General features: G+C 57.1%; 17 protein-coding genes. 14 read left to right on the top strand and 3 right to left on the bottom strand.

The window, feature by feature from the left end; all coding sequences use genetic code 11:
* Positions 1–2 precede the first annotated feature (2 nt).
* The 8 genes from HMPREF9623_RS04280 (at position 3) to hgdB (ending at position 8,905) form a co-directional block, all read left to right on the top strand.
* Positions 3–458, top strand: a complete 456-nt coding sequence (locus HMPREF9623_RS04280) for a biotin/lipoyl-containing protein (RefSeq protein WP_009532667.1) — start codon at positions 3–5, stop codon at positions 456–458.
* A 72-nt stretch (positions 459–530) separates the two neighbouring features.
* Positions 531–1,628, top strand: coding sequence for a sodium ion-translocating decarboxylase subunit beta (locus HMPREF9623_RS04275; RefSeq protein WP_050806342.1), 1,098 nt, complete (start codon positions 531–533; stop codon positions 1,626–1,628).
* A 78-nt stretch (positions 1,629–1,706) separates the two neighbouring features.
* Positions 1,707–2,738 carry a glutaconate CoA-transferase subunit A gene (gene gctA / locus HMPREF9623_RS04270; RefSeq protein ID WP_009532665.1) on the top strand — a complete coding sequence of 344 codons (1,032 nt, stop codon included), beginning with the start codon at positions 1,707–1,709 and terminating at the stop codon, positions 2,736–2,738.
* A gap of 16 nt (positions 2,739–2,754) precedes the next feature.
* Positions 2,755–3,549, top strand: a complete 795-nt coding sequence (gene gctB / locus HMPREF9623_RS04265; protein ID WP_009532664.1) for a glutaconate CoA-transferase subunit B — start codon at positions 2,755–2,757, stop codon at positions 3,547–3,549.
* Between the two features lie 48 nt (positions 3,550–3,597).
* Complete coding sequence (locus HMPREF9623_RS04260) at positions 3,598–5,412, top strand: acyl-CoA carboxylase subunit beta (RefSeq protein ID WP_009532663.1); 1,815 nt, start codon at positions 3,598–3,600, stop codon at positions 5,410–5,412.
* Between the two features lie 37 nt (positions 5,413–5,449).
* Positions 5,450–6,244 carry a (R)-2-hydroxyglutaryl-CoA dehydratase activase HgdC gene (gene hgdC / locus HMPREF9623_RS04255; protein ID WP_009532662.1) on the top strand — a complete coding sequence of 265 codons (795 nt, stop codon included), beginning with the start codon at positions 5,450–5,452 and terminating at the stop codon, positions 6,242–6,244.
* Positions 6,245–6,271: 27 nt separating this feature from the next.
* A complete protein-coding gene (gene hgdA / locus HMPREF9623_RS04250; protein WP_009532661.1) occupies positions 6,272–7,759 on the top strand; it encodes a (R)-2-hydroxyglutaryl-CoA dehydratase subunit alpha in 1,488 nt (495 codons plus the stop codon).
* Between the two features lie 3 nt (positions 7,760–7,762).
* Positions 7,763–8,905 carry a (R)-2-hydroxyglutaryl-CoA dehydratase subunit beta gene (gene hgdB / locus HMPREF9623_RS04245; RefSeq protein ID WP_009532660.1) on the top strand — a complete coding sequence of 381 codons (1,143 nt, stop codon included), beginning with the start codon at positions 7,763–7,765 and terminating at the stop codon, positions 8,903–8,905.
* 342 nt (positions 8,906–9,247) lie between these two features.
* Here hgdB and HMPREF9623_RS04240 read toward each other — a convergent pair whose 3' ends face one another.
* Positions 9,248–9,565 carry a hypothetical protein gene (locus HMPREF9623_RS04240; RefSeq protein ID WP_040799512.1) on the bottom strand — a complete coding sequence of 106 codons (318 nt, stop codon included), beginning with the start codon at positions 9,563–9,565 and terminating at the stop codon, positions 9,248–9,250.
* 72 nt (positions 9,566–9,637) lie between these two features.
* Between HMPREF9623_RS04240 and HMPREF9623_RS04235 the strand changes: the two genes are divergently transcribed.
* Positions 9,638–10,606, top strand: a complete 969-nt coding sequence (locus HMPREF9623_RS04235) for a DUF4097 family beta strand repeat-containing protein (protein WP_009532659.1) — start codon at positions 9,638–9,640, stop codon at positions 10,604–10,606.
* 92 nt (positions 10,607–10,698) lie between these two features.
* Here the strand turns inward: HMPREF9623_RS04235 and HMPREF9623_RS04230 are convergent, their stop codons facing one another.
* The gene (locus HMPREF9623_RS04230; RefSeq protein ID WP_009532658.1) at positions 10,699–15,051 is read right to left on the bottom strand and encodes a 2-hydroxyacyl-CoA dehydratase; all 4,353 of its coding nucleotides are present in this window, start codon (positions 15,049–15,051) and stop codon (positions 10,699–10,701) included.
* 232 nt (positions 15,052–15,283) lie between these two features.
* On the opposite strand from HMPREF9623_RS04230, the gene HMPREF9623_RS04225 reads away from it, so the two are divergent.
* From HMPREF9623_RS04225 to HMPREF9623_RS04200, 5 genes are all read left to right on the top strand, one after another.
* Positions 15,284–16,162 (top strand): hypothetical protein, encoded by an 879-nt coding sequence (locus HMPREF9623_RS04225; RefSeq protein ID WP_009532657.1) that lies wholly within the window; start codon positions 15,284–15,286, stop codon positions 16,160–16,162.
* Between the two features lie 11 nt (positions 16,163–16,173).
* A complete protein-coding gene (locus HMPREF9623_RS04220; protein ID WP_009532656.1) occupies positions 16,174–17,448 on the top strand; it encodes a diaminopimelate decarboxylase in 1,275 nt (424 codons plus the stop codon).
* A 409-nt stretch (positions 17,449–17,857) separates the two neighbouring features.
* Positions 17,858–18,100 (top strand): hypothetical protein, encoded by a 243-nt coding sequence (locus HMPREF9623_RS04210; RefSeq protein ID WP_009532654.1) that lies wholly within the window; start codon positions 17,858–17,860, stop codon positions 18,098–18,100.
* Positions 18,093–19,583: a hypothetical protein gene (locus tag HMPREF9623_RS04205; protein WP_009532653.1), complete on the top strand. Its 1,491-nt coding sequence runs from the start codon at positions 18,093–18,095 to the stop codon at positions 19,581–19,583. The genes HMPREF9623_RS04210 and HMPREF9623_RS04205 overlap by 8 nt, the downstream gene beginning before the upstream one ends.
* A gap of 30 nt (positions 19,584–19,613) precedes the next feature.
* Entirely contained in the window at positions 19,614–20,165 is a 552-nt protein-coding gene (locus HMPREF9623_RS04200) for an NUDIX hydrolase (RefSeq protein ID WP_009532652.1), read from the top strand.
* A 73-nt stretch (positions 20,166–20,238) separates the two neighbouring features.
* On the opposite strand, the gene mscL is transcribed toward HMPREF9623_RS04200, so the two are convergent.
* Positions 20,239–20,640, bottom strand: a complete 402-nt coding sequence (gene mscL, locus HMPREF9623_RS04195; protein WP_009532651.1) for a large-conductance mechanosensitive channel protein MscL — start codon at positions 20,638–20,640, stop codon at positions 20,239–20,241.
* Positions 20,641–20,707: the final 67 nt, after the last annotated feature.

The following is a 20,707-nucleotide window of genomic DNA, read 5'->3' as shown; positions in this document are numbered from 1 at the left end:
AGATGAAGTACGTTGTTACCATGAACGGCAAGAAGTACGAGGTCGAAGTGGAGCGCATGTCCGCATTCCACATGCTCACCCGCGAGGAGATCGCTTCCGGCGTCTCGACACCGGTACAGCCTGTTGCGGCACCGGCTCCGAAGGCAGCTGCGCCGACTCCGGCAGCGGTAGCACCGGCACCGGCTCCGAAGGCAGCGGCAACCCCGGCTCCGGCAGCGGCACCGGCGGCAAAGGCAGCGCCCGGCGGCACGTCCGTGACCAGCCCGATGCCCGGCTCCGTGCTCGGCGTCAAAGTCAATGTCGGCGACAAGGTCAGCGCAGGCCAGACCATGTTCGTCCTCGAGGCAATGAAGATGGAGAATGAGATTGTGGCGCCGGTTGACGGTACGGTCGCTTCGATCAACGTGAAGACGGGTGACACGGTGGATACCGACCAGGTCATGGGCACGTTGAGCTAAGCGAAGGAGGAACCTACAGTGAATCTGATTGCTATCGTAGAGGGACTGCTGAAGAGTTCCGGATACGCGACGATGACCTGGCAGCAGCTTGTCATGCTGGTCCTCTCGTTTATCCTGATGTATCTCGCCATTGTAAAGCAGTTCGAGCCGCTTTTGCTGCTCCCGATTTCCTTTGGTATTTTCATGTCGAACCTGCCGCACTCCGGCACTTTCGAATATTTCTACCAGCTGGACCACTGGTACGATGCAGGTATTCTCGGCGTCATGTACATGGGCGTCAAGTCCAGCTTCTTCCCCTGCATGATGTTCCTCGCAGTCGGCGCAATGACGGACTTCGGTCCGCTGATTGCGAACCCGATTTCGCTACTGCTCGGTGCGGCTGCACAGCTCGGTATCTACTGCGCGTTCATCTTTGCAAATGCGACCGGTCTTTTCACCCCGCAGCAGGCTGCAGCTATCGGCATCATCGGCGGCGCTGACGGCCCGACCGCTATCTATGTCGCAAACAACCTTGCTCCCGAGCTGGTCGCACCGATTGCGGTCGCGGCGTACAGCTACATGGCGCTGATTCCGCTGATTCAGCCGCCGATCATGAACCTTCTGACGACGGACAAGGAGCGCCGCGTCAAGATGAAGCAGCTCAGAAAGGTCTCGAAGGCCGAGAAGATTATCTTCCCGATCCTCGTTGCCTGCCTCGTGTCCCTGCTTCTCCCGGATGTCGCACCGCTGCTCTGCATGCTGATGCTCGGCAACCTGTTCCGCGAGTGCGGCGTGGTTGAGAGACTTTCGGATGTCGCGCAGAACGCGCTCTGCAACATCTGTACCATCTTCCTCGGCCTTTCGGTCGGCGCGACGGCGCGCGGCGAGCTCTTCCTTCGCCCGCAGACGCTCGCAATTGTCGTCATGGGTCTTGCAGCATTCAGCTTCTCGACTTTCGGCGGTGTGGTGTTCGGTAAGGTTCTCTACGCGGTCACCGGCGGCAAGATTAACCCGCTCATCGGTTCGGCAGGTGTTTCGGCTGTCCCGATGGCAGCGCGTGTGTCCCAGACGGTCGGCTCCAAGACGGACAGAACCAACTTCCTCTTGATGCATGCAATGGGACCGAACGTGGCAGGCGTCATCGGCTCTGCGGTTGCGGCAGGATTCTTCCTGACCTTCTTCGCGCACTGAGTCGTTTTGCAATAGAAACAGAGGCAATACAGGCAAGAACAAAATCGTTTTGGTGTTTCGAGAAAGGAGGACATTACCTTGAATAAAGTAATGAGTTTACATGATGCTGTTGCAAAGTATGTCGAGAGCGGAGATGCGATTTGCTTCGGCGGATTTACAACGAACCGGAAGCCCTATGCGGCTGTTTTCGAGATCCTTCGCCAGGGACAGACCGATTTTACTGTCTGGGCGGGCCCGGCAGGCGGTGACTGGGATATGATGATCGGCGAGGGCCGCGTCAAGGCATACATCAACTGCTATACCGCGAACTCCGGCTACACGAACGTGTCCCGCCGCTTCCGCGCTGCGATCGAGGCAGGCACCCTGACCTACGAGGACTACTCGCAGGACGTTCTGATGCTGCAGCTTCATGCTGCTTCCCTCGGCCTTCCGTACCTTCCGGTGCGCCTCATGCAGGGTTCCGGCCTCACGGATTTCTGGGGCATCTCGGAGGAGAAGAGACAGACCCTCGACAAGCTGACCAACTTAAAGTTCGCGTATGTCGAGAACCCCTTCAACCCGGGCGAGAAGGTTGTCGCGGTTCCGACCCCGCAGCTTGACACCGCCATCATCCACGTGCAGAAGGCATCTCCGGACGGCACCTGCGTGATCGAGGGCGATGAGTTCCACGATGTCGATGTCGCTGTCGCGGCGAGAAAGGTCATTGTGACCTGCGAGGAGCTCGTGAGCAACGAGTACATCCGCCAGGAGCCGTCGCAGAACAAGGTCTTCGGCGAGTGCGTCAACGCGGTTGTGCACGTGCCGTTCGGCGCTTGGCCGTCCCAGTGCTACAACTACTATGATTGCGACGACAAGGCTCTGAAGGAGTACGACAAGGCTTCCAAGTACCAGGATAAGGAAGACGCAGAGCGTCAGATCGCAAAGGAGAAGGAGAAGGCCGAGAAGAAGGGCCTGCCGTACACGGCACCGGTTAACCCGGAGACCTTCCGCGATTATCTGGACAAGTGGGTTTACAGCTGCAAGGACAATAACGATGTTCTGGACAAGATCGGCGGCGCGCATCTCGCGAGCCTGAAGGTCATTCCGGGACTCGGCTACGCGAAGCGATAAAGGAGGGGAGAGAGACATGGCTGATTACACGAATTATACCAAGCAGGAGATGCAGGCTTACGCCATTGCAAAGAATATTCAGGAGAATCAGATTGTCATCGTCGGAACCGGACTTCCGCTCATCGGCGCTTCCCTCGCGAAGCGCGTGGTTTGCCCGTCCTGCCATCCGATTGTGGAGAGCGGTCTCATGGACTGCGATCCGGTCGAGGTGCCGCGTTCGGTCGGCGATCTCCGCTTCATGGCACACTGCGCGGTGCAGTGGCCGAACATCCGCTTTGTCGGCTTCGAGGCAAATGAGTGGCTGCACGGCGAGGAGCGCCTGATTGCGTTCATCGGCGGCGCACAGATCGATCCCTACGGCAACGTGAACTCGACCTGTATCGGCGACTACAACAACCCGAAGACCCGTTTCACGGGCTCCGGCGGTGCAAACGGCATCGCGACCTACTGCAACACGGTCATCATGATGCAGCACCAGAAGAGAAGATTTATGGACAAGATCGACTATGTCACGAGCCCGGGCTGGATGGACGGCCCCGGCGGCAGAGAGAGAGCCGGTCTTCCGGGCAACAGAGGCCCGCAGATGGTCGTCACGGATCTCGGCATCATGAAGTTCGACGAGGAGACCAAGAGAATGTACCTCGCATACTACTATCCCTTCTCGAGCCCGGAGATGGTCAAGGAGAACACCGGCTTTGATGTCGATGTGTCCAGAGCAAAGCTCATGGAGGGACCGAGCCCGGAGATCATCAAGCTGATTCGCGAGGAGATCGATCCCGGCCAGGCATTCATCAAGGTTCCGAAGCAGTAAGCGAAGATTTCAGCCACCAGTTAACTCACTTTTAAGGAGAGATTTAAAATGAGTAATTACACCATGCCGCGCTACTTCCAGAACATGAAGGTTCTGAATGTGCCGGCTGCAAAACCGAATCCGGAGAACGTGAAAGAGTTAAAGGAAGTCGAGCAGGACATCCACACACGCGCAGAGAAGCTTCTCTCTGCGGGTACGCCGGATGACAAGATTCACGCGAAGGGCCAGTACACGGCGCTCGAGAGAATCAATCAGCTCGTTGACGAGGGTACTTTCTGCCCGCTCAACACGCTCTACAACCCGGAGGATAACGCAGAGGAGAAGATCGGCATTGTCTCGACCGGCATTGTCAAGGGCCTTGGCCGCATCAACGGCAAGTGGGCTGTGATCATCGCTTCCGACAACAAGAAGATGGCGGGCGCTTGGGTTCCCGGACAGGCAGACAACCTGCTTCGCGGCTCCGACACGGCGAAGATGCTCGGCATTCCGCTGGTTTACATCCTGAACTGCTCCGGCGTTAAGCTCGACGAGCAGGAGAAGGTTTATCCGAACCGCAGAGGCGGCGGCACGCCGTTCTACCGCAACTCGGAGCTCAACCAGCTCGGCGTTCCGGTCATTGTCGGCATCTACGGCACGAACCCGGCAGGCGGCGGCTATCACGCAATTTCCCCGACCGTTCTGATTGCACACGAGAAGGCAAACATGGCAGTCGGCGGCGCAGGCATTGTCGGCGGTATGGATTCGAAGCCGTACGTTGACCTTGAGGGCGCACAGGGCATGATCGATGCGACCAGAAAGATGAAGAACGACCCGCCGGGCTCCGTCTCCATCCACTACAACGTGACCGGTTTCTTCCGCGAGGTCTATGCGGAGGAGTTCGGCGTTCTGGATTCCATCAAGAAGTACATGGACTATATGCCGGCCTTCAATCCGGAGTTCTTCCGGGTCGATACGCCGAAGGCACCGGCAATTCAGGGCGAAGAGCTCTATGACATCGTGCCGCGCAACACCCGCAGAACCTATGACATGTACAATGTCCTGAAGGCACTGCTCGACGGCGGCGAGTTCATGGAGTACAAGAAGGACTACGGCCCGGAGATGATCACCGGTATCGCGAAGGTCAACGGCCTCCCGGTCGGCGTCGTCGCAAACCGTCAGGGCGTGCTCGCAATGCAGGGCTACCCGAACTATCCGGAGTACAGAGGCAAGGGCGCTATGGGTATGGGCGGCAAGCTCTACCGTCAGGGCCTGATCAAGATGAACGAGTTCGTGACCCTCTGCGGCCGCGACCGTCTCCCGATCATCTGGGTGCAGGATACGACCGGTATCGATGTCGACAACGAGGCAGAGAAGGCAGAGCTGCTTGGTCTCGGCCAGAGCCTGATTTACTCGATTCAGTCCACGAAGCTCCCGATGTTCGAGATTACGCTCCGCAAGGGTACCGCGGCGGCACACTATGTGCTCGGCGGCCCGCAGGGCAATGACAACAACGTCTTCTCGATCGGTACGGCTGCAACCGAGATCAACGTCATGTACGGCAAGACCGCGGCAGGCGCTATGTACAGCCGCCGTCTCGTGAAGGATCAGGATTCGGGCAAGGATCTCCAGGGCACCATCGACAAGATGAACCAGCTGATTCAGCACTACATTGACACTTCGACCCCGGCTTACTGCGCAAAGGCAGGTCTGGTCGATGAGATCGTCGATATGCCGAAGATCAGAAACTATGTCGTGGCATTTGCGGATGCTGCTTACCAGAATCCGAAGTCCATTTGCCCAGTTCACCAGATGATTCTTCCGAGAATTATCAAGGACTATGATGAGAACGGCCAGAACGCGAAGACCGCGGGAGCAAAGGCTTAACTCTCATTCGCAAAGAAGTTTAGAAGGTTAGGATTTTATGGCAATTTACACGTTGGGTATTGACGTCGGTTCCACTGCCTCCAAGTGCATCATGCTGAAGGACGGCAAGGAAATCGTATCGAAATCCTTGGTGAGCGTGGGGACCGGTACATCCGGTCCTCAGCGCGCCATCGAGGAGGTTCTGAAGAATGCGGGCAAGACGCGTGAGGACATGGATTACACGCTCGCAACTGGCTACGGCCGCAACTCTCTCGAGGGCATTGCGGACAAGCAGATGAGTGAGCTCTCCTGTCACGCAAAGGGTGCGTTTTTCCTGTTTCCGAAGGTGCACACCGTCATTGACATCGGCGGCCAGGACGTGAAGGTCTTGAAGATCGAGAACGGCGCGATGGTCAACTTCCAGATGAATGACAAGTGCGCGGCCGGAACGGGACGTTTTCTGGATGTCATGGCGCGGGTTCTGGAGGTCAACATCGAGGATCTCGAGAAGCTCTCGGCGGAGTCCACGAAGCGCATCGGCATCAGTTCCACCTGCACGGTCTTTGCGGAGAGCGAGGTCATCAGCCAGCTCGCGCAGGGCACCGACAAGCGGGACATTATCGCGGGCATTCATAGGGCAATTGCGGGTAGAGTCGCAGGACTTGTGCACCGAGTGGGTCTTGTGCCGGATGTTGTCATGACGGGCGGTGTCGCACAGAACCACGGCGTGGTGAAGGCTTTGGAGGAGCAGTTGAGCTGTGAGATCAAGACTTCCCCGCTCACACAGTACAACGGTGCGCTCGGCGCGGCACTGTTTGCATATCAGGGCGCGTTAAAGCACGCCAAGGCATAAGCCATATTTAGAAAAGAGGCGATTGAAATGGCAGAAGAAGTAAAGAACACGGAAGCGAAGAAGCCGGCAAAGAAGAAAGTGAGCCCCGGCGTCCTTGCACTCCGTAAAGTCGTGGACGATGTTTACGAGCAGGCGAGAGAGGCAAAGAAGCGCGGCGAGCCGGTCGGCTGGTCTTCTTCCAAGTTCCCCTGCGAGCTCGCAGAGGCATTCGATCTGAAGGTTGTCTATCCGGAGAACCAGGCAGCAGGTATCGCGGCAAACCGCGACGGCGAAATGCTCTGTCAGGCGGCGGAGGATATGGGCTATGATAACGATATCTGCGGTTATACCCGTATCAGCCTTGCGTACGCAGAGGGCTTCCGCGTCGGCAGAAAGTTTGATCCGGCGACGGGTGAGTTCATCATCAACCCGGCGAGCGGCAAGCCGTTAAAGGACGAGAACGGCAATGTGGTTATCGATCCCGAGACCGGCAAGCCGAAGAAGGATCCGAAGACCCAGGTTCCGTACGAGGAGCTCGTGAACATCAACGAGATCGAGGCACTTCCGGACGGTCCGGAGAAGGAAATGCGCTTAAAGGCTCTGAAGCCGATCCGTCAGAACCTGATGCCGATGCCCGACTTTGTCCTCTGCTGCAACAACATTTGCAACTGCATGACGAAGTGGTACGAGAACATTGCCCGCATTCACAACATCCCGCTCATCATGATCGACATCCCGTACAACAACGATGTCGAGGTCGATGATTCCAAGGTCAGGTATGTGCGCGCACAGTTCGATGCGGCAATCAAGCAGCTCGAGCAGATTTCCGGCAAGAAGTTCGATGAGAAGAAGTTCGAGCAGGCATGTGCGAACGCGAACCGTTCGGCAACGGCATGGCTCAGGGTCTGTGATTATCTCCAGTACAAGCCGGCGCCGATGTCCGGTTTTGACCTCTTCAACCACATGGCGGATATCGTTACCGCACGCGGCAAGGTCGAGACCGCAGAAGCATTCGAGCAGCTCGCGCGCGACCTCGAGGAGAATGTGAAGGAAGGCACGACGACGCTTCCGTTCCCGGAGAAGAAGCGCATCATGTTCGAGGGTATTCCGTGCTGGCCGAAGCTCCCGCAGCTCTTCAAGCCGCTGAAGGAGAACGGCATCAACGTCACGGCAGTCGTGTATGCGCCGGCATTCGGCTTTGTCTACAAGGACATGGACGGCATGGCAAGAGCGTACTACAAGGCGCCGAACTCAGTCTGCATCGAGCAGGGCGTGGCGTGGAGAGAGGGCATCTGCCGCGACAACAAGGTTGATGGCGTGCTGGTGCACTACAACCGCTCCTGCAAGCCGTGGTCCGGCTATATGGCAGAGATGCAGAGACGCTTTACGAAGGACCTCGGTGTTCCGACCGCAGGCTTTGACGGCGACCAGGCTGACCCGCGTAACTTCAACGCGGCGCAGTACGAGACCAGAGTCCAGGGTCTCATGGAAGCAATGGAAGCAAACGAGAAGAACAACGAGACGAAGGAGGCGTAAGGCATGAGCATCGAGGCATTGTTAGACAAGTTTGCAGCGGTCTCCGCACATCCGAAGGCGCAGCTGAAGAAGTATAAGGCAGAGGGCAAGAAGGTCATCGGTGTGCTTCCGTACTATGCGCCGGAAGAGCTTGTCGATGCGGCAGGCATGGTGCCGATGGGTGTCTGGGGTGCAAACGACCAGACCATCAGCATGGCAAAGGAGTACTGTGCGACATTCTACTGTACGATTGCGCAGTTGGGTCTCGAGATGCTGTTAAACGGCACCCTCGATGAGCTGGATGGCGTGATTACGCCGACCATCTGCGATACGCTGCGCCCGATGTCCCAGAACATCCGCGTGGCAATGGGCGGCAAGATGCCGACCATCTTCCTCGCACATCCGCAGAACCGTTTTGCGGAGTGGGGTCTGCAGTTCACAATGGATCAGTACCACGAGGTCAAGCGCCAGCTTGAGAAGATTGCTTCGAAGGCAATTACGCCGGAGGCACTGCAGGCGAGCATCAAGCTCTACAACCGTTACCGCCGTGCGGCGCGCCGTTTTGTGGAGCTCGCAAGCGAGCACTGCGATGTGATCACGGCAGTCAAGAGAATGCAGGTGCTGAAGTCCGCGTGGTTCATGGCAAAGAGCGAGTATACGCCGCTTCTCGAAGAACTCAATGCAGAGCTTGAGAAGCTGCCGGCTGCGAAGTGGACGGGCAGCAAGGTTGTGACGAGCGGTATCATTTGCGACAACCCGAAGCTCCTGCAGATTTTCGACGACAACCACATTGCAATCGCAGCGGACGATGTCGCGCACGAGAGCCGTTTCTTCAAGACCGATGCGCCGGAGACCGACGACCCGATCAGAGATCTCGCCGTGCAGTTCGCAAACCGCGACCACGATATTCTGCTCTACGATCCGCAGTCCGCAAAGAACCGCCGTGGCGAGTTCGTTGCAGAGCTCGTGAAGAAGAGCGGCGCACAGGGACTGGTGCTCTTCATGCAGCAGTTCTGCGATCCGGAGGAGATGGAGTATCCGTACCTCAAGAAGGCTCTGGACGATGCGGGTATCCCGCACATCAAGCTGGGCATCGACCAGCAGATGAGAGACTTCGGTCAGGCGCAGACCGCAATCCAGGCGTTTGCGGATGTGCTTTCCCTCTAAGAATACGACAACAGAAACACCCGTCGGCAGAGATGCCGCGGGTGTTTTTTGCATGAAAAATGTGATTGCCGTTGAAATATGCCGATAAACGGATTATCGTAACGCCGTTAGGATCTCCCTACACCTCTCGAAGAAGTGACCCGGGGGGGCATTTTTATATACCGAACCGATATATGGAGACAATCTGCCTCATGCAGGACGAGAGAAGGAGCAAGCCGTTCCTGACTTATCGGGAACAGATAGAGCGCTTGCGACAGCGGAATTGCCGGAGAAGGCATCACAAAAAGACACAACCATCTCGGCTGTGTCTTTTTATTCGATTAAGCTTCGGCAAGCGGAATATCAGAAGCGGAACACTTTGCGGATGTCACGACCTATCTGTAAGGTAACTTCGCTCGTCGGATGTTCGGCGTGACGGTTCTGCCATAATAAACGCAGGGTATACACTGCATAGGCGAGCGTTACGATGTCGCCCGATACGCTGTTTTTGGACAATTTGCTAAGAGCCAGCAGACTGAGAGTCGGGAACAGATCGCGAACAAGGTCGATGAAACTCGATTCGCTTTCTGTCTCAAAATGTGCACTGCGAATTTTTGGTGAGAGATATTTTCTTTTCATATACGGAGTATAGGATAGGTACCTCTTCCTGTCAATTGACATATGCCCTCTTTTTCGGCATACTGGATAATTGAATGCGATTACAATTTAGGTACCGTTTTGGGAGGATTTCAGATGAAAAAAAGGATGTGCGCGCTGCTCGCGGCGCTCGGCGGAAGCCTTCTGCTTTTGGCCGGCTGCTCCTCGTTTGCGGAGCGCTTCTCGCGCCCGGAGAGCAGGGCAGAGAGCACGACGGCAGCGGAGAGCAGCACGGCGGAGAGTCGCGCAAGCGAGAGCAATGCGACGGAGAGCGGAGAGGAGAGCACGGCGGAAGCGTCCGGAGAGGCAGAGAGCGGCGAAGAGCAGCTGGCGGCGGGAGAGTCTGCGGGCGGAGAGAGCGCAGCCGAGACCGCGGCCGACGGCGAGACGCTCGCAGCCGCAGAGAGCAGCGCTGAGGGAGCGGTAGCCGAGACGACGGCTGCAGAGAGCACGGCGGCCGAGACGCCGCAGACCTTGGCGCGCCGTTTCCGGAATCTGACGGTCGAGGGCGACAGTCTCTCGGTTGAACTCGCGGAGAGCATTGACGGCAACTTTCACTTTGACTACGACGGTGAACCGGCGCTGCAGACCGAAGACCGCGAGAATGATACGCTCTATGTAAAGGAGAGCGGCACGGCGGGCAAGCTGCTCCGCATTGCGGTGCCGCGCGGCACCAATCTGGGGACACTCAGCTTTACGCTCGGCGCCGGAGATCTGACAATCACAGGTGTCAATGCGGACAGCCTGATGATTTCCGCAGAGCTCGGCGATGTGACGCTGCAGACGGTGAATGTGCAGCGCGCGCTTCTCAGTCTGACAGCGGGAGAACTTCGCGCGGATGCGCTCAGCACGAGTGACTTTAAGGCAGATGCCGAACTCTCGAATCTGACGGTCACGCTCGCAGAGCCGCTCGCAGATTTTACTCTCTTTGCGCGGACAGGGCAGGGGACAGTGCGCTCGCAGGGCGCGGTCGTGGACAGCAAGTTCCTGCAGCGCGGCAACAGCGGCAAGCGCCTGTTGCTCCGCAGTGAAATGGGCAATGTCACAATCAGCGGCATTCAGTGAGCGGAAAGGTATCACGGCATTAAAAAACACCTCCGAAGCGGGAGCTTCGGAGGTGTTTTTTGCGTTATGGTAGCAAGTGCACTGCGGGAACATTAACCGCAGTGTGAGCAGCCGCAGGAGCCGCCGCTGTGATTGTCGCTGTGACCGCCGCAACCGCAGCCGCAGGAGGAAGTGTGCTCTTCGTGGCTTTCGGCGCCCGTCGCACAGGAGCCGCCCTGCAGGTTTTTCTGCGCCATGGCGAGCATGAGCTTGATGCGGTTTAACTGGTTCACTTCGGACGCGCCCGGGTCGTAGTCGACCGCAATGATGTTCGCATCCGGATAGGAGGCACGGAGCTGCTTGATTACGCCCTTGCCGACCACATGGTTCGGGAGGCAGCCGAAGGGCTGGGTGCAGACGATATTCTTCACGCCGCTCTCGATGAGCTCCAACATCTCGCCGGTCAGGAACCAGCCCTCACCCGTCATGTTGCCGAGCGAGACAAACTTGGAGCTCATCTCTGCCATGTGGCGAATGTCACCGGGCTCGGTGAAGTGCTTGCTCTTCCGGAGGGCTACCTTTGCATCCGCGCGGAACCAGTCCATGAGCTTAATGCCCACGTTGCAGAGGAAAGCGCCTTTCTTCGAGAAGCCGAGGTTCTCGGCCTTGAAGTTCAGATTATAGAAAGAGTAGTACATGAAGTCGAGGAGATCCGGCATAACCGCTTCGGCGCCCTCGCGCTCCAGAAGGTCCACAATGTGATTGTTTGCGAGCGGCGAGAACTTGACCAGAATCTCGCCGACCACGCCGACGCGCGGCTTCTTGACCGGGCGGCGCGGCAGTTCGTCAAAGTCCTTGACAATCGCGCGGACAATGCGGCGGTACTCGTTCATTGCGGGATTCCGCTTGGAGACCGCCTTGGTGCAGATGGCGCGCCACTTTTTGTGGAGCTGCTCCGCACTGCCCGGCACCTTTTCGTAGGGGCGGGTCGCATAGAGGCAGCGCATCATGACATCGCCGTAGACGGTCGCCTGAATCGCCTTGATGGCCATCGGAATTGTGACCTTAAAGCCCGGGTTCTGCTCCATGTTGCCCACATTGACCGAGATGACCGGAATGTGGCCCATGCCCGCTTTCTCGAGGGCGCGGCGGATAAAGCCGATGTAGTTCGAAGCGCGGCAGCCGCCGCCGGTCTGGCTCATGAAAATCGCGGTGCGGTTTAAGTCGTACTTGCCGGAGAGCAGCGCATCCATGACCTGACCTATCGTGCAGAGCGAGGGGAAGCAGGCGTCGTTATTCACGTACTTTAGGCCCATATCGACCGCGCGGCGGTCGTCGTTGTCGAGGAGCACCACATTGTAGCCGAAGGCCGAAATCGCCGGTGCGAGCAAGTCGAAGTGAATCGGCGACATCTGCGGGCAGAGTATCGTGTAGTTGTCCTTCTTCATCTGCTTCGTGAAGAGGACGCGGTCATATGCCGCGGACTTCACGGTTCTCTGGTAGTGCTTCCGGTCGCGGACGCGGAGCGCCGCAATCAGGGAGCGGATGCGGATGCGCGCCGCGCCGAGGTTATTGACCTCGTCAATCTTCAGTACCGTATAAATCTTGTCGGAGCCGGTCAGGATATCGGAGACCTGGTCGGTCGTGACCGCGTCAAGGCCGCAGCCGAAGGAGTTCAACTGCACGAGATCCAGCTCGTCCGTGTTCTTCACAAAGCTCGCCGCCGCATAGAGGCGGGAGTGGTACATCCACTGGTCGGAGACCACAACCGGGCGCTCGACCTTGCCGAGGTGGGAGACACTGTCCTCGGTCAAAACCGCGAGTCCGAAGCCCGCAATCATATCCGGGATGCCGTGGTGAATTTCGGGGTCAATGTGATAGGGACGGCCAGCGAGGACAATGCCGTGCTTTTTATTGTCCTTGCACCACTGCACGGCGCGCTCACCCTCGGCCTCGACATCTTTCTTTGCCTGAATGAGCTCGCCCCAGCCCGCATGTGCCGCGGCGCGGGTCTCGGCCGCCGGAATGTCGAATTCCTGCTGCATGATTTTCTCGAGCTGCGCAGTCAGAATCTTCTCGTTCGTAAAGGCCATGAAGGGGCTCAGGAAGCGGACGTGCTCGGTCTCAAGCTCCTCGACATTGTTCTTGATGTTCTCGGCATAGCTCGTGACAATCGGGCAGTTGTAGTGATTGCCCGCGCCGTTTTCCTCATCCCGCTCATAGGGAATGCAGGGATAGAAGATGGTCTTTATGCCGTTCTTGATGAGCCAGCTCACATGGCCGTGCGTAATCTTCGCCGGGTAGCACTCCGACTCCGAGGGAATCGACTCGATGCCGAGCTCGTAGATTTTCCGGGTCGAGACCGGTGAGAGTACCACGCGGAAGCCGAGCTCGCGGAAGAAGACCGCCCAGAACGGGTAGTTCTCGTAGAGATTCAGAACGCGGGGAATGCCGATCGTGCCGCGGGGTGCCTGATCCTCGGAGAGTGTCTCAATGTCAAAGAGGCGGTGCATCTTGTAATCAAAGAGATTCGGAACTTCCTTCTTCTTCCGGTCCAGACCGAGGCCGCGCTCGCAGCGGTTGCCCGAGATGAAGCGGCGACCGCCGCCGAACTGGTTCACGGTGAGCACGCACTTGTTGTTGCAACCCTGACAGCGGGTCATGGCGGTCTTATACTGCAGCGCAATGATTTTGTCGAGCGGCAGCATGGTGGTAGGCTGGTGCTCCCAGCGCTCGCGTGCGATTAATGCCGCGCCGAAGGCGCCCATGATGCCGGCGATGTCGGGGCGCACGCACTCGCACTCCGCGGTGCGCTCAAAGGCGCGGAGCACGGCGTCATTGTAGAAGGTACCGCCCTGCACCACAATGTGCTTGCCGAGGCTCGAGGCATCGGCAATTTTGATGACCTTAAAGAGCGCGTTCTTGATGACCGAGTAAGCGAGACCGGCCGAGATATCGGCGACGGTTGCGCCCTCCTTCTGCGCCTGTTTCACGTTCGAGTTCATGAAGACCGTACAGCGGGTACCGAGGTCCACGGGATTCTTTGCAAAGAGCGCCTCTTTTGCAAAATCCTGCACGGAGTAGCCGAGCGACTTTGCGAAGGTCTCGATGAAGGAACCGCAGCCCGCCGAGCAGGCCTCGTTTAACTGCACGGAGTCGACGGTGTGATCCTTAATCCGGATGCACTTCATATCTTGACCGCCTATGTCAAGAATACAGTCCACGTCGGGCTCGAAAAAGGCAGCGGCATAGTAGTGCGAGATGGTCTCGACCTCGCCCTCGTCGAGCTGGAAGGCAGCTTTTAAGAGCGCCTCGCCGTAGCCGGTCGAGCAGGAGTAGACAATCTCCGCGTTCGGATTCATGCGTTTCTGAATTTCCTCGACCGCGCGAATTGCGGTGGTGAGCGGCGAGCCCTCGTTGCTCGAATAGAACTTGTAGAGCAGCTGCCCGTCTTCGCCGATCAGGGCGATCTTGGTGGTTGTGGAACCTGCATCGATGCCGAGGAAAATCTTGCCTTCGTAACTCTCGAAGTCGCCGGACTTGACCGAGTGACCGGTGTGGCGCGCTTCGAATTCGCGGTATTCTTCCTCGTTCCGGAAGAGCGGTGCGAGGCGCTGCACCTCGTGATCCATCGAGACACCCTTCTGCAGGCGGGTGATGAGCGCGGTGATTTCGACGCCCTCTTGTTGCTCTGCGCTCATGGCCGAGCCGATGGCTGCAAAGAGGTGGGAGTTATCGGGATCGATGATGTACTCGTCGGTGAGCCTCAGGGTGCGGATGAACGCATTCTTTAACTCCGGCAGGAAGTGGAGCGGACCGCCGAGAAAGGCGACATGGCCGCGAATCGGCTTACCGCAGGCAAGGCCGGAGATGGTCTGGTTCACAACCGCCTGGAAAATAGAAGCCGCGAGGTCTTCGCGGGTCGCGCCCTCGTTGATGAGCGGCTGAATGTCCGATTTCGCGAATACGCCGCAGCGCGCCGCAATCGGGTAAATGGCCTTGTAGTTCTTCGCGTAGTCGTTGAGACCCGAGGCGTCCGTCTGGAGCAGAGAAGCCATCTGATCGATGAACGACCCGGTGCCGCCCGCGCAGATGCCGTTCATGCGCTGGTCAATGCCGCCGGTGAAGTAGATAATCTTTGCGTCCTCGCCGCCGAGCTCGATTGCGACATCCGTCTTCGGCGCAATCGCCTTGAGAGCCGTCGCGACCGCGACGACCTCCTGCACGAAGGTCACATGTAAGTGGGTCGCGAGCGTCAGACCGCCCGATCCCGTGATCATCGGCACCAAATCAATCTCGCCGAGCTTTTCCCGCGCCTCGACCAGAAGACGCGCGAGGGTCTCCTGAATGTTCGCGAAGTGTCGCTGGTAGTCCGAGAAGAGCACTTCGTTCTTCTCGTCTAAGATGGCAATCTTCACGGTCGTGGAACCGATGTCGATGCCTAATCTGTATTGTTTCTTATCCATACTTTACTGTCCTCAAAGTAGTTGCAATGATGTGACACATGCGCCGTGACAGCGCATACACAACAATTATACCATATATAGTGACACATTCTAGCACAGCACATAGGGAAAAACAAGAAATAAGAACGCACGTTCGAACGGACGGACTGTCGCTCTGCAAGCAAGCGATAACGCAATTTGACAAAGCCCCTTTCTTACCGGATAATAGTTCTATTCTGGAGGAGGATTTTACATGAATACCTTGGATCGCCTTGAGAAGCGCTTTGGGCGCTTTGCCATCCCGAATGTGATGCGAATCTTTACCGTAATCTATGCCATAGGCTTGGTGCTTTGGATCATCAATCCGACGGCCTATATGCTTTATCTTGCGCTCAACCCGAACGCTATTTTGAGGGGGCAGGTTTGGCGCCTGGTTACCTGGCTCTTATTCCCGCCGGGCTACGGCGAAAATATCATAGAGACGGTGGTTTACGGCGCAATGGGGCTTTACTTTTACTACTGGGTCGGCGGCATGCTGGAGCAGAGTTGGGGGCGCTTCCGCTTTAACTTCTATCTCTTCCTCGGCATACTGTTTCACATTACGGCAGCCTTCGTCGTCTATTTTGTGATGCACAGCTTTGTGCTGATTACGCCGACCGCGCTGAATTTGTCGCTTTTCCTTGCGTTTGCGCTCACCTACCCCAATCTTCAGATTTATTTCATGGGATTGTTTCCTGTCCGCGCGATTTATCTGGCGGTGCTCTATGTGGGAATTGAGCTCTACTATTTCATTATGGGCACTGCGGGCAGCCGGGTTGCAATTTTGCTCTCGCTGCTGAACTTGGGACTCTATCTTCACTGGTCCGGCGCGCTGAAGCGTCTCCTTGCCGGAAAATTCGGGGGTACGAAGCGGCGGCAGGGCAGTGCGGGCGGCCCCAAGATTATTCCGCTGGACAGCGCAAAGCGGAAGAAAGAAGCTGCACCCGAGAAAAAGGCGCGGCACTGCTGCACTGTCTGCGGCAGAACAGAACTCACCAACCCTGAGCTGGAGTTTCGGTATTGCTCGAAGTGCAAGGGGGATCATGAGTATTGCAGCGACCATCTCTACACACATGAGCATTTGGAATCGTGAGGTAAGATTGTATGACGAAGAAAAAGACATTTTTGACGCTGGAGCAGGCGCGAGAAATCGCAAAGACATACCCGACGCCGTTTCATATCTACGATGAGCGCGGCATCCGGGAAAATGCGGCGCGCGTCACGGAGGCGTTCTCCTGGAACAAGGGCTTCCGCGAGTATTTTGCGGTCAAGGCGACGCCGAATCCGTTCCTTTTAAAGATTTTGCAGGAGTACGGCTGCGGCGTGGACTGCTCTTCGGAAACCGAGCTCATGATGAGCGATGCCTGCGGGTTTTCGGGCGAGCAGATTATGTTCTCCTCGAATGATACGCCGGCCGGCGAGTTTGCGCTCGCGGCGAAGTTCGGCGGCATCATCAACCTGGACGACATCACCCACATATCGAGTGTGGAAGAAGAGCTCGGACAGCTCCCGGAGACTATGAGCTGCCGCTATAATCCGGGCGGCATGTTCGAACTCTCGAACGGCATCATGGATAACCCGGGCGACTCGAAGTACGGCATGACACCGGCGCAGATTACCGAGGCGTTCCGCATTCTGAAGGCGAAGGGCGTAAAGCGCTTCGGTCTGCACGCGTTTCTTGCGAGCAATACGACGACAAACGAGTATTATCCGAAGCTCGCAGGGGTCCTGTTCCGCGAGGCGGTGCGCTTAAAAGAAGAGACCGGCGCCGAGATTGCGTTTATCAACCTCTCGGGCGGTGTCGGCGTGCCCTATCGCCCGGAGCAGCAGGCAAACGACATTCTAACAATCGGCCGCGAGGTGCGGAAGGTCTACGAGGAAATTCTGACGCCTGCGGGGCTCGGCAATGTCGCAATCTATGCGGAGATGGGGCGCTTTATGCTGGCACCCTACGGCGCGCTCGTCACGAAGGCAATTCACGAGAAGCACATCTACAAGGAGTATATCGGGGTCGATGCCTGCGCCGTGAATCTGATGCGTCCGGCCATGTACGGGGCCTATCACCACATCACCGTGCTCGGCAAGGAGGATGCGCCGCTTGACCATGTCTACGATGTCACGGGCTCTCTCTGCGAGAACAACGACAAGTTCGCAATCGGCAGAGAACTGCCGGAAATCGAGATGGGAGACTATCTCTACATCCATGACACGGGCGCGCACGGTTTTTCGATGGGCTATAACTATAACGGCAAGCTTCGGAGCGCGGAACTTCTGCTCCGTGAGGACGGTTCCGTGCAGTTAATACGCCGGGCCGAGACGCCGAAGGACTATTTTGCGACCTTCGACTTCTGCAATATCATGGACAAGTATCTGAAATAAACGGCGCGATGGCAAAACGGTAGTATGTGCGGGGCGTTGCGGAAGAATCAATACGGGTTCCGTCGATGCCGCTTGCATGCCTGTACGGCACAGCGTGAAAGCGCATGAAGCAGAAACCGCGCTTTCTGTTTGCCTGGCAGAAAAGGTTTCGGGCAAAAAAGGACATGAAAAAAGCCTCCGTTACCGGCCGGAGGCTTTTTTCATTAGGGTGGGGGTTTCAAAACCGGGGGAGTGTTCCCGTGCTTTGTTCATTTATTATGCACTTAGTATAGAAGAAGTGCTGCGATAATGCTTGAAGTTTGTCGAAAACTATTCTGAATATTATGTGACCAGACGTTACGAAATCCTTAATGACAAAATTTTGGATTAGGACTACAATGAAAAAGCGCGAAAGCGCAGGAGGTGTATTATGGCAGACGGAACAAATATATATACCACTCTGTTGGCACTTGCGATTCTCCTGGGAATCGTTCTCATCACCCGCTTTATTCTGAGACACGGCAGTCATCAGCACAGCACCGGTTGCTGCGGAAGCTGTAGCAGTTGCGGTGCGGGCTGCACGTCGAGTTTTTCGTCGGAGAAAAAGGACTTTGACCGTATTATGGGCGAGGATACGGTGAGCCGCACGGGCGGCGAGGCAGACCATGCCTGAGCAGCTTAAACGGCAGTGCTTCCGCGCTGCCGCTCTTTTTTTGGGATGCTTTCTGCTGTATTGGAGTTTGCGGGCGGCCGGCGGCCCGCTCTCGTTGCCGCGAGCCGTTGCGGCGCGCAGTTTCCGAACGGAGAGCGAGCTGGATGCGATGCTCCTGCTGTTCTTTGTGCTGATTTTGCTCTTTCAGCTGCTCTTTACCATGCTGCTCGCACTCGGAGCCCTGGTGCGGGAGACGCGGGCATTGCAGCTTGCGGGCTTCGTGCTGCTCGGTTTCTTATTGTATCTCTTCGCCTGCCTTCGCCCGTATACGCTGCTTGACAATCACTTCACGACGGCGTGGTTCATGACGGGGCATTTCACGGACAGTCTCGTGCACTCGCTCGCAGATGTGATTGCGGGCGTGTTCCGGATGAAAACAAACTGGGACCGACAGCTCGGGTGGCAGGTGGCGGCGGCGCTCCTGTATCTTTATCCGTTCTTCGTGAGCCTGCGCGTTTTGGGACTGAGAAACTTTTTCCCCGCATTGCTTGCAAGCGCGCTCTCCGCGGCAGTCTGGCTCGCGGGACATGCGGCACTCCTCGGCGGCGGGTTGCAGCTGCTACTCGGACTGCTCGCGGCAGTGCTTTCCGCAGTTCTTTTACAGGTTTTGACGAAGGCCTGGAAGTTCGGCAGCACAAAAAAGGCGGGGCCGAAAAAGAAGCCGCTTCTTTCGCTCAAAGCGAGCCGGGAGCAGACGCTGTTACTCGCCCTGATCTGTGTGCTGTTCTGGATTATCACCTGGCTCACGGGGCGCATCGGTTCCTTTCACGATGTGATGAAGCTCTTCTTCGGAAGCAGCATCTACGGTTACCAAGGCAGCCTCTATCAGCTGAAAAAGCTCGGCGTCGCACAGGCGCTCGCACTCTCTTATTTTTTGTCACTGCTTGTGTCGCGCGCGCTGTCGCTGGTCGAAGTGAAGATGAGCACAAAGTATGAGAAGAATCTGAACGCGGGCTATCAGCTACTCTTTCAGATCTGGATTTTGCCGTTACTCTCGAAACTTTTGAACCGCGCGGCGGACAAGGGGCAGGACGCGATCGCGGGGGATGAGCTTGCCGAGACACTGTCGATTCCGCTGAACCATGTCTGGGCGGCGCTGCAGAGCGGTGCCTGGCTGAAACTGTTGCCCTTCCTTTTGCTGGGCACACTGCTCGGCATTGCGGCAATCTGGTTTGCAATCCGGCTCCCGGCGCTCCGCTTAACGGTCTGGTTCTTTGTCTGGTTCTCGGTCTGCAGCTATGTTTACTGCCTGCTCGGGCTCTTTTTCCCGCAGCGCATGCATCCGACGGTTCTGCTTTTCATCTGCTACGGACTGAATTATCTTTTGCAGTGGATACTGAATGCGGGCGAAGGGTTGCAGCTCGTGCTTAGGAAGCGGCAGCGGGCGGAAAGCCGTGAAGTGGAAGCGCGGACGCCGAGTCACCGGAGCCGGCGCCGGCGTTGAGCGGACAAATCGGAAGAGAGGAGAAGAACGATGGACGAGAATCTTCGTTGGGAAAAACTGGAGGACAAAATTATCCGGAAGGACAGATGGGTCGACTTTCGGGAGGCAACTTACCGCATGCCGAACGGCAACACGGTAGCGCCGTTCTATCACTATACAGGGCGCGACTTTGTCGTGATTGCGGCCATTGACAAGCAGGGAAAATATATCTGTGTGAGACAGTTTCGCGTCGGCATCGATGAGGTCACGACCGAGTTTCCGGCGGGAGGTATTGAGGCGGGCGAGACGCCGCGCGACGCCGCCAAGCGGGAGCTCCGCGAGGAGACCGGTTCGGTCGCGGCGCGCTGGACGGACCTCGGCAGTCTCTATGCGAATCCCACCATGGGAACAAGCCGCGCGCACTGCTTTCTCGCAGAGGACTGCGAGACCGTCACCGCGCAGGAACTCGATGCGACCGAGTGTGTGGTCTATCTGCATCTCGGTGAGTCGGAACTTCGGCGGGCCATTGAGGACGGCAGTTTTGCGCAGGCGGTCCATCTGGTGCTCTACTACAGAGTCAAAGAACTGCGAGAGGGGCGCTGAGTCACAGCCTTACGAAACAGATGCAAAAAAAGAACAGCCGGGCGCTTGCCCGGCTGTTCTTTTTTTGCGGAAGTCAGTGCTGTTCGCGGAGTGCGTCGCGAATCTCGGTGAGCAGAATCTCTTCCTTGCTCGGCTTCGGCTCCTCCGGCTTCTCCTCTTTCTTCTTGCTGACCACATTTGCCGCCTTCACGATGCAGAAGACTGCGAGCGCGATGAAGAAGAAGTTCAGGACATTCTGTAAGAATGCGCCGTAAGCAAGCGAGACAGCCTCGCCGCCGAGCGGGTTCGGGATGGTCAGCGCGAGCGTCGCGATGTTGATCTTGCCGAGAATCATACCGAGTAACGGCATGATGATGTCGTCGACCAGAGATTTCACGATGGTGCTGAACGCACCGCCGATGATGACACCGACCGCCATGTCAAGGACATTGCCCTTCAGCGCGAACTCCTTGAACTCTTTCATAAATCCCTTCATGAGTACCCCCTTACACGAAACAACAATAGCAACAATTGCTGTTTTCGGACTTAGTATAGCAGTGTGC

Origin of the sequence: Stomatobaculum longum (genome assembly GCA_000242235.1) — a bacterium.
GTDB classification, from domain to species: domain Bacteria; phylum Bacillota; class Clostridia; order Lachnospirales; family Lachnospiraceae; genus Moryella; species Moryella longum.
This window is presented reverse-complemented; position numbering and strand designations above follow the sequence as displayed.

Coding starts and splice junctions, on each gene's coding strand:
- hgdB (WP_009532660.1), top strand. CDS start 7,763: ATGAGCATCGAGGCATTGTTAGACAAGTTTGCAGCGGTCTCCGCACAT.
- HMPREF9623_RS04235 (WP_009532659.1), top strand. CDS start 9,638: ATGAAAAAAAGGATGTGCGCGCTGCTCGCGGCGCTCGGCGGAAGCCTT.
- HMPREF9623_RS04210 (WP_009532654.1), top strand. CDS start 17,858: ATGGCAGACGGAACAAATATATATACCACTCTGTTGGCACTTGCGATT.
- HMPREF9623_RS04205 (WP_009532653.1), top strand. CDS start 18,093: ATGCCTGAGCAGCTTAAACGGCAGTGCTTCCGCGCTGCCGCTCTTTTT.
- hgdA (WP_009532661.1), top strand. CDS start 6,272: ATGGCAGAAGAAGTAAAGAACACGGAAGCGAAGAAGCCGGCAAAGAAG.
- HMPREF9623_RS04280 (WP_009532667.1), top strand. CDS start 3: ATGAAGTACGTTGTTACCATGAACGGCAAGAAGTACGAGGTCGAAGTG.
- mscL (WP_009532651.1), bottom strand. CDS start 20,640: ATGAAGGGATTTATGAAAGAGTTCAAGGAGTTCGCGCTGAAGGGCAAT.
- HMPREF9623_RS04275 (WP_050806342.1), top strand. CDS start 531: ATGACCTGGCAGCAGCTTGTCATGCTGGTCCTCTCGTTTATCCTGATG.
- HMPREF9623_RS04230 (WP_009532658.1), bottom strand. CDS start 15,051: ATGGATAAGAAACAATACAGATTAGGCATCGACATCGGTTCCACGACC.
- HMPREF9623_RS04200 (WP_009532652.1), top strand. CDS start 19,614: ATGGACGAGAATCTTCGTTGGGAAAAACTGGAGGACAAAATTATCCGG.
- HMPREF9623_RS04220 (WP_009532656.1), top strand. CDS start 16,174: ATGACGAAGAAAAAGACATTTTTGACGCTGGAGCAGGCGCGAGAAATC.
- HMPREF9623_RS04225 (WP_009532657.1), top strand. CDS start 15,284: ATGAATACCTTGGATCGCCTTGAGAAGCGCTTTGGGCGCTTTGCCATC.
- gctB (WP_009532664.1), top strand. CDS start 2,755: ATGGCTGATTACACGAATTATACCAAGCAGGAGATGCAGGCTTACGCC.
- hgdC (WP_009532662.1), top strand. CDS start 5,450: ATGGCAATTTACACGTTGGGTATTGACGTCGGTTCCACTGCCTCCAAG.
- HMPREF9623_RS04240 (WP_040799512.1), bottom strand. CDS start 9,565: ATGTCAATTGACAGGAAGAGGTACCTATCCTATACTCCGTATATGAAA.
- HMPREF9623_RS04260 (WP_009532663.1), top strand. CDS start 3,598: ATGAGTAATTACACCATGCCGCGCTACTTCCAGAACATGAAGGTTCTG.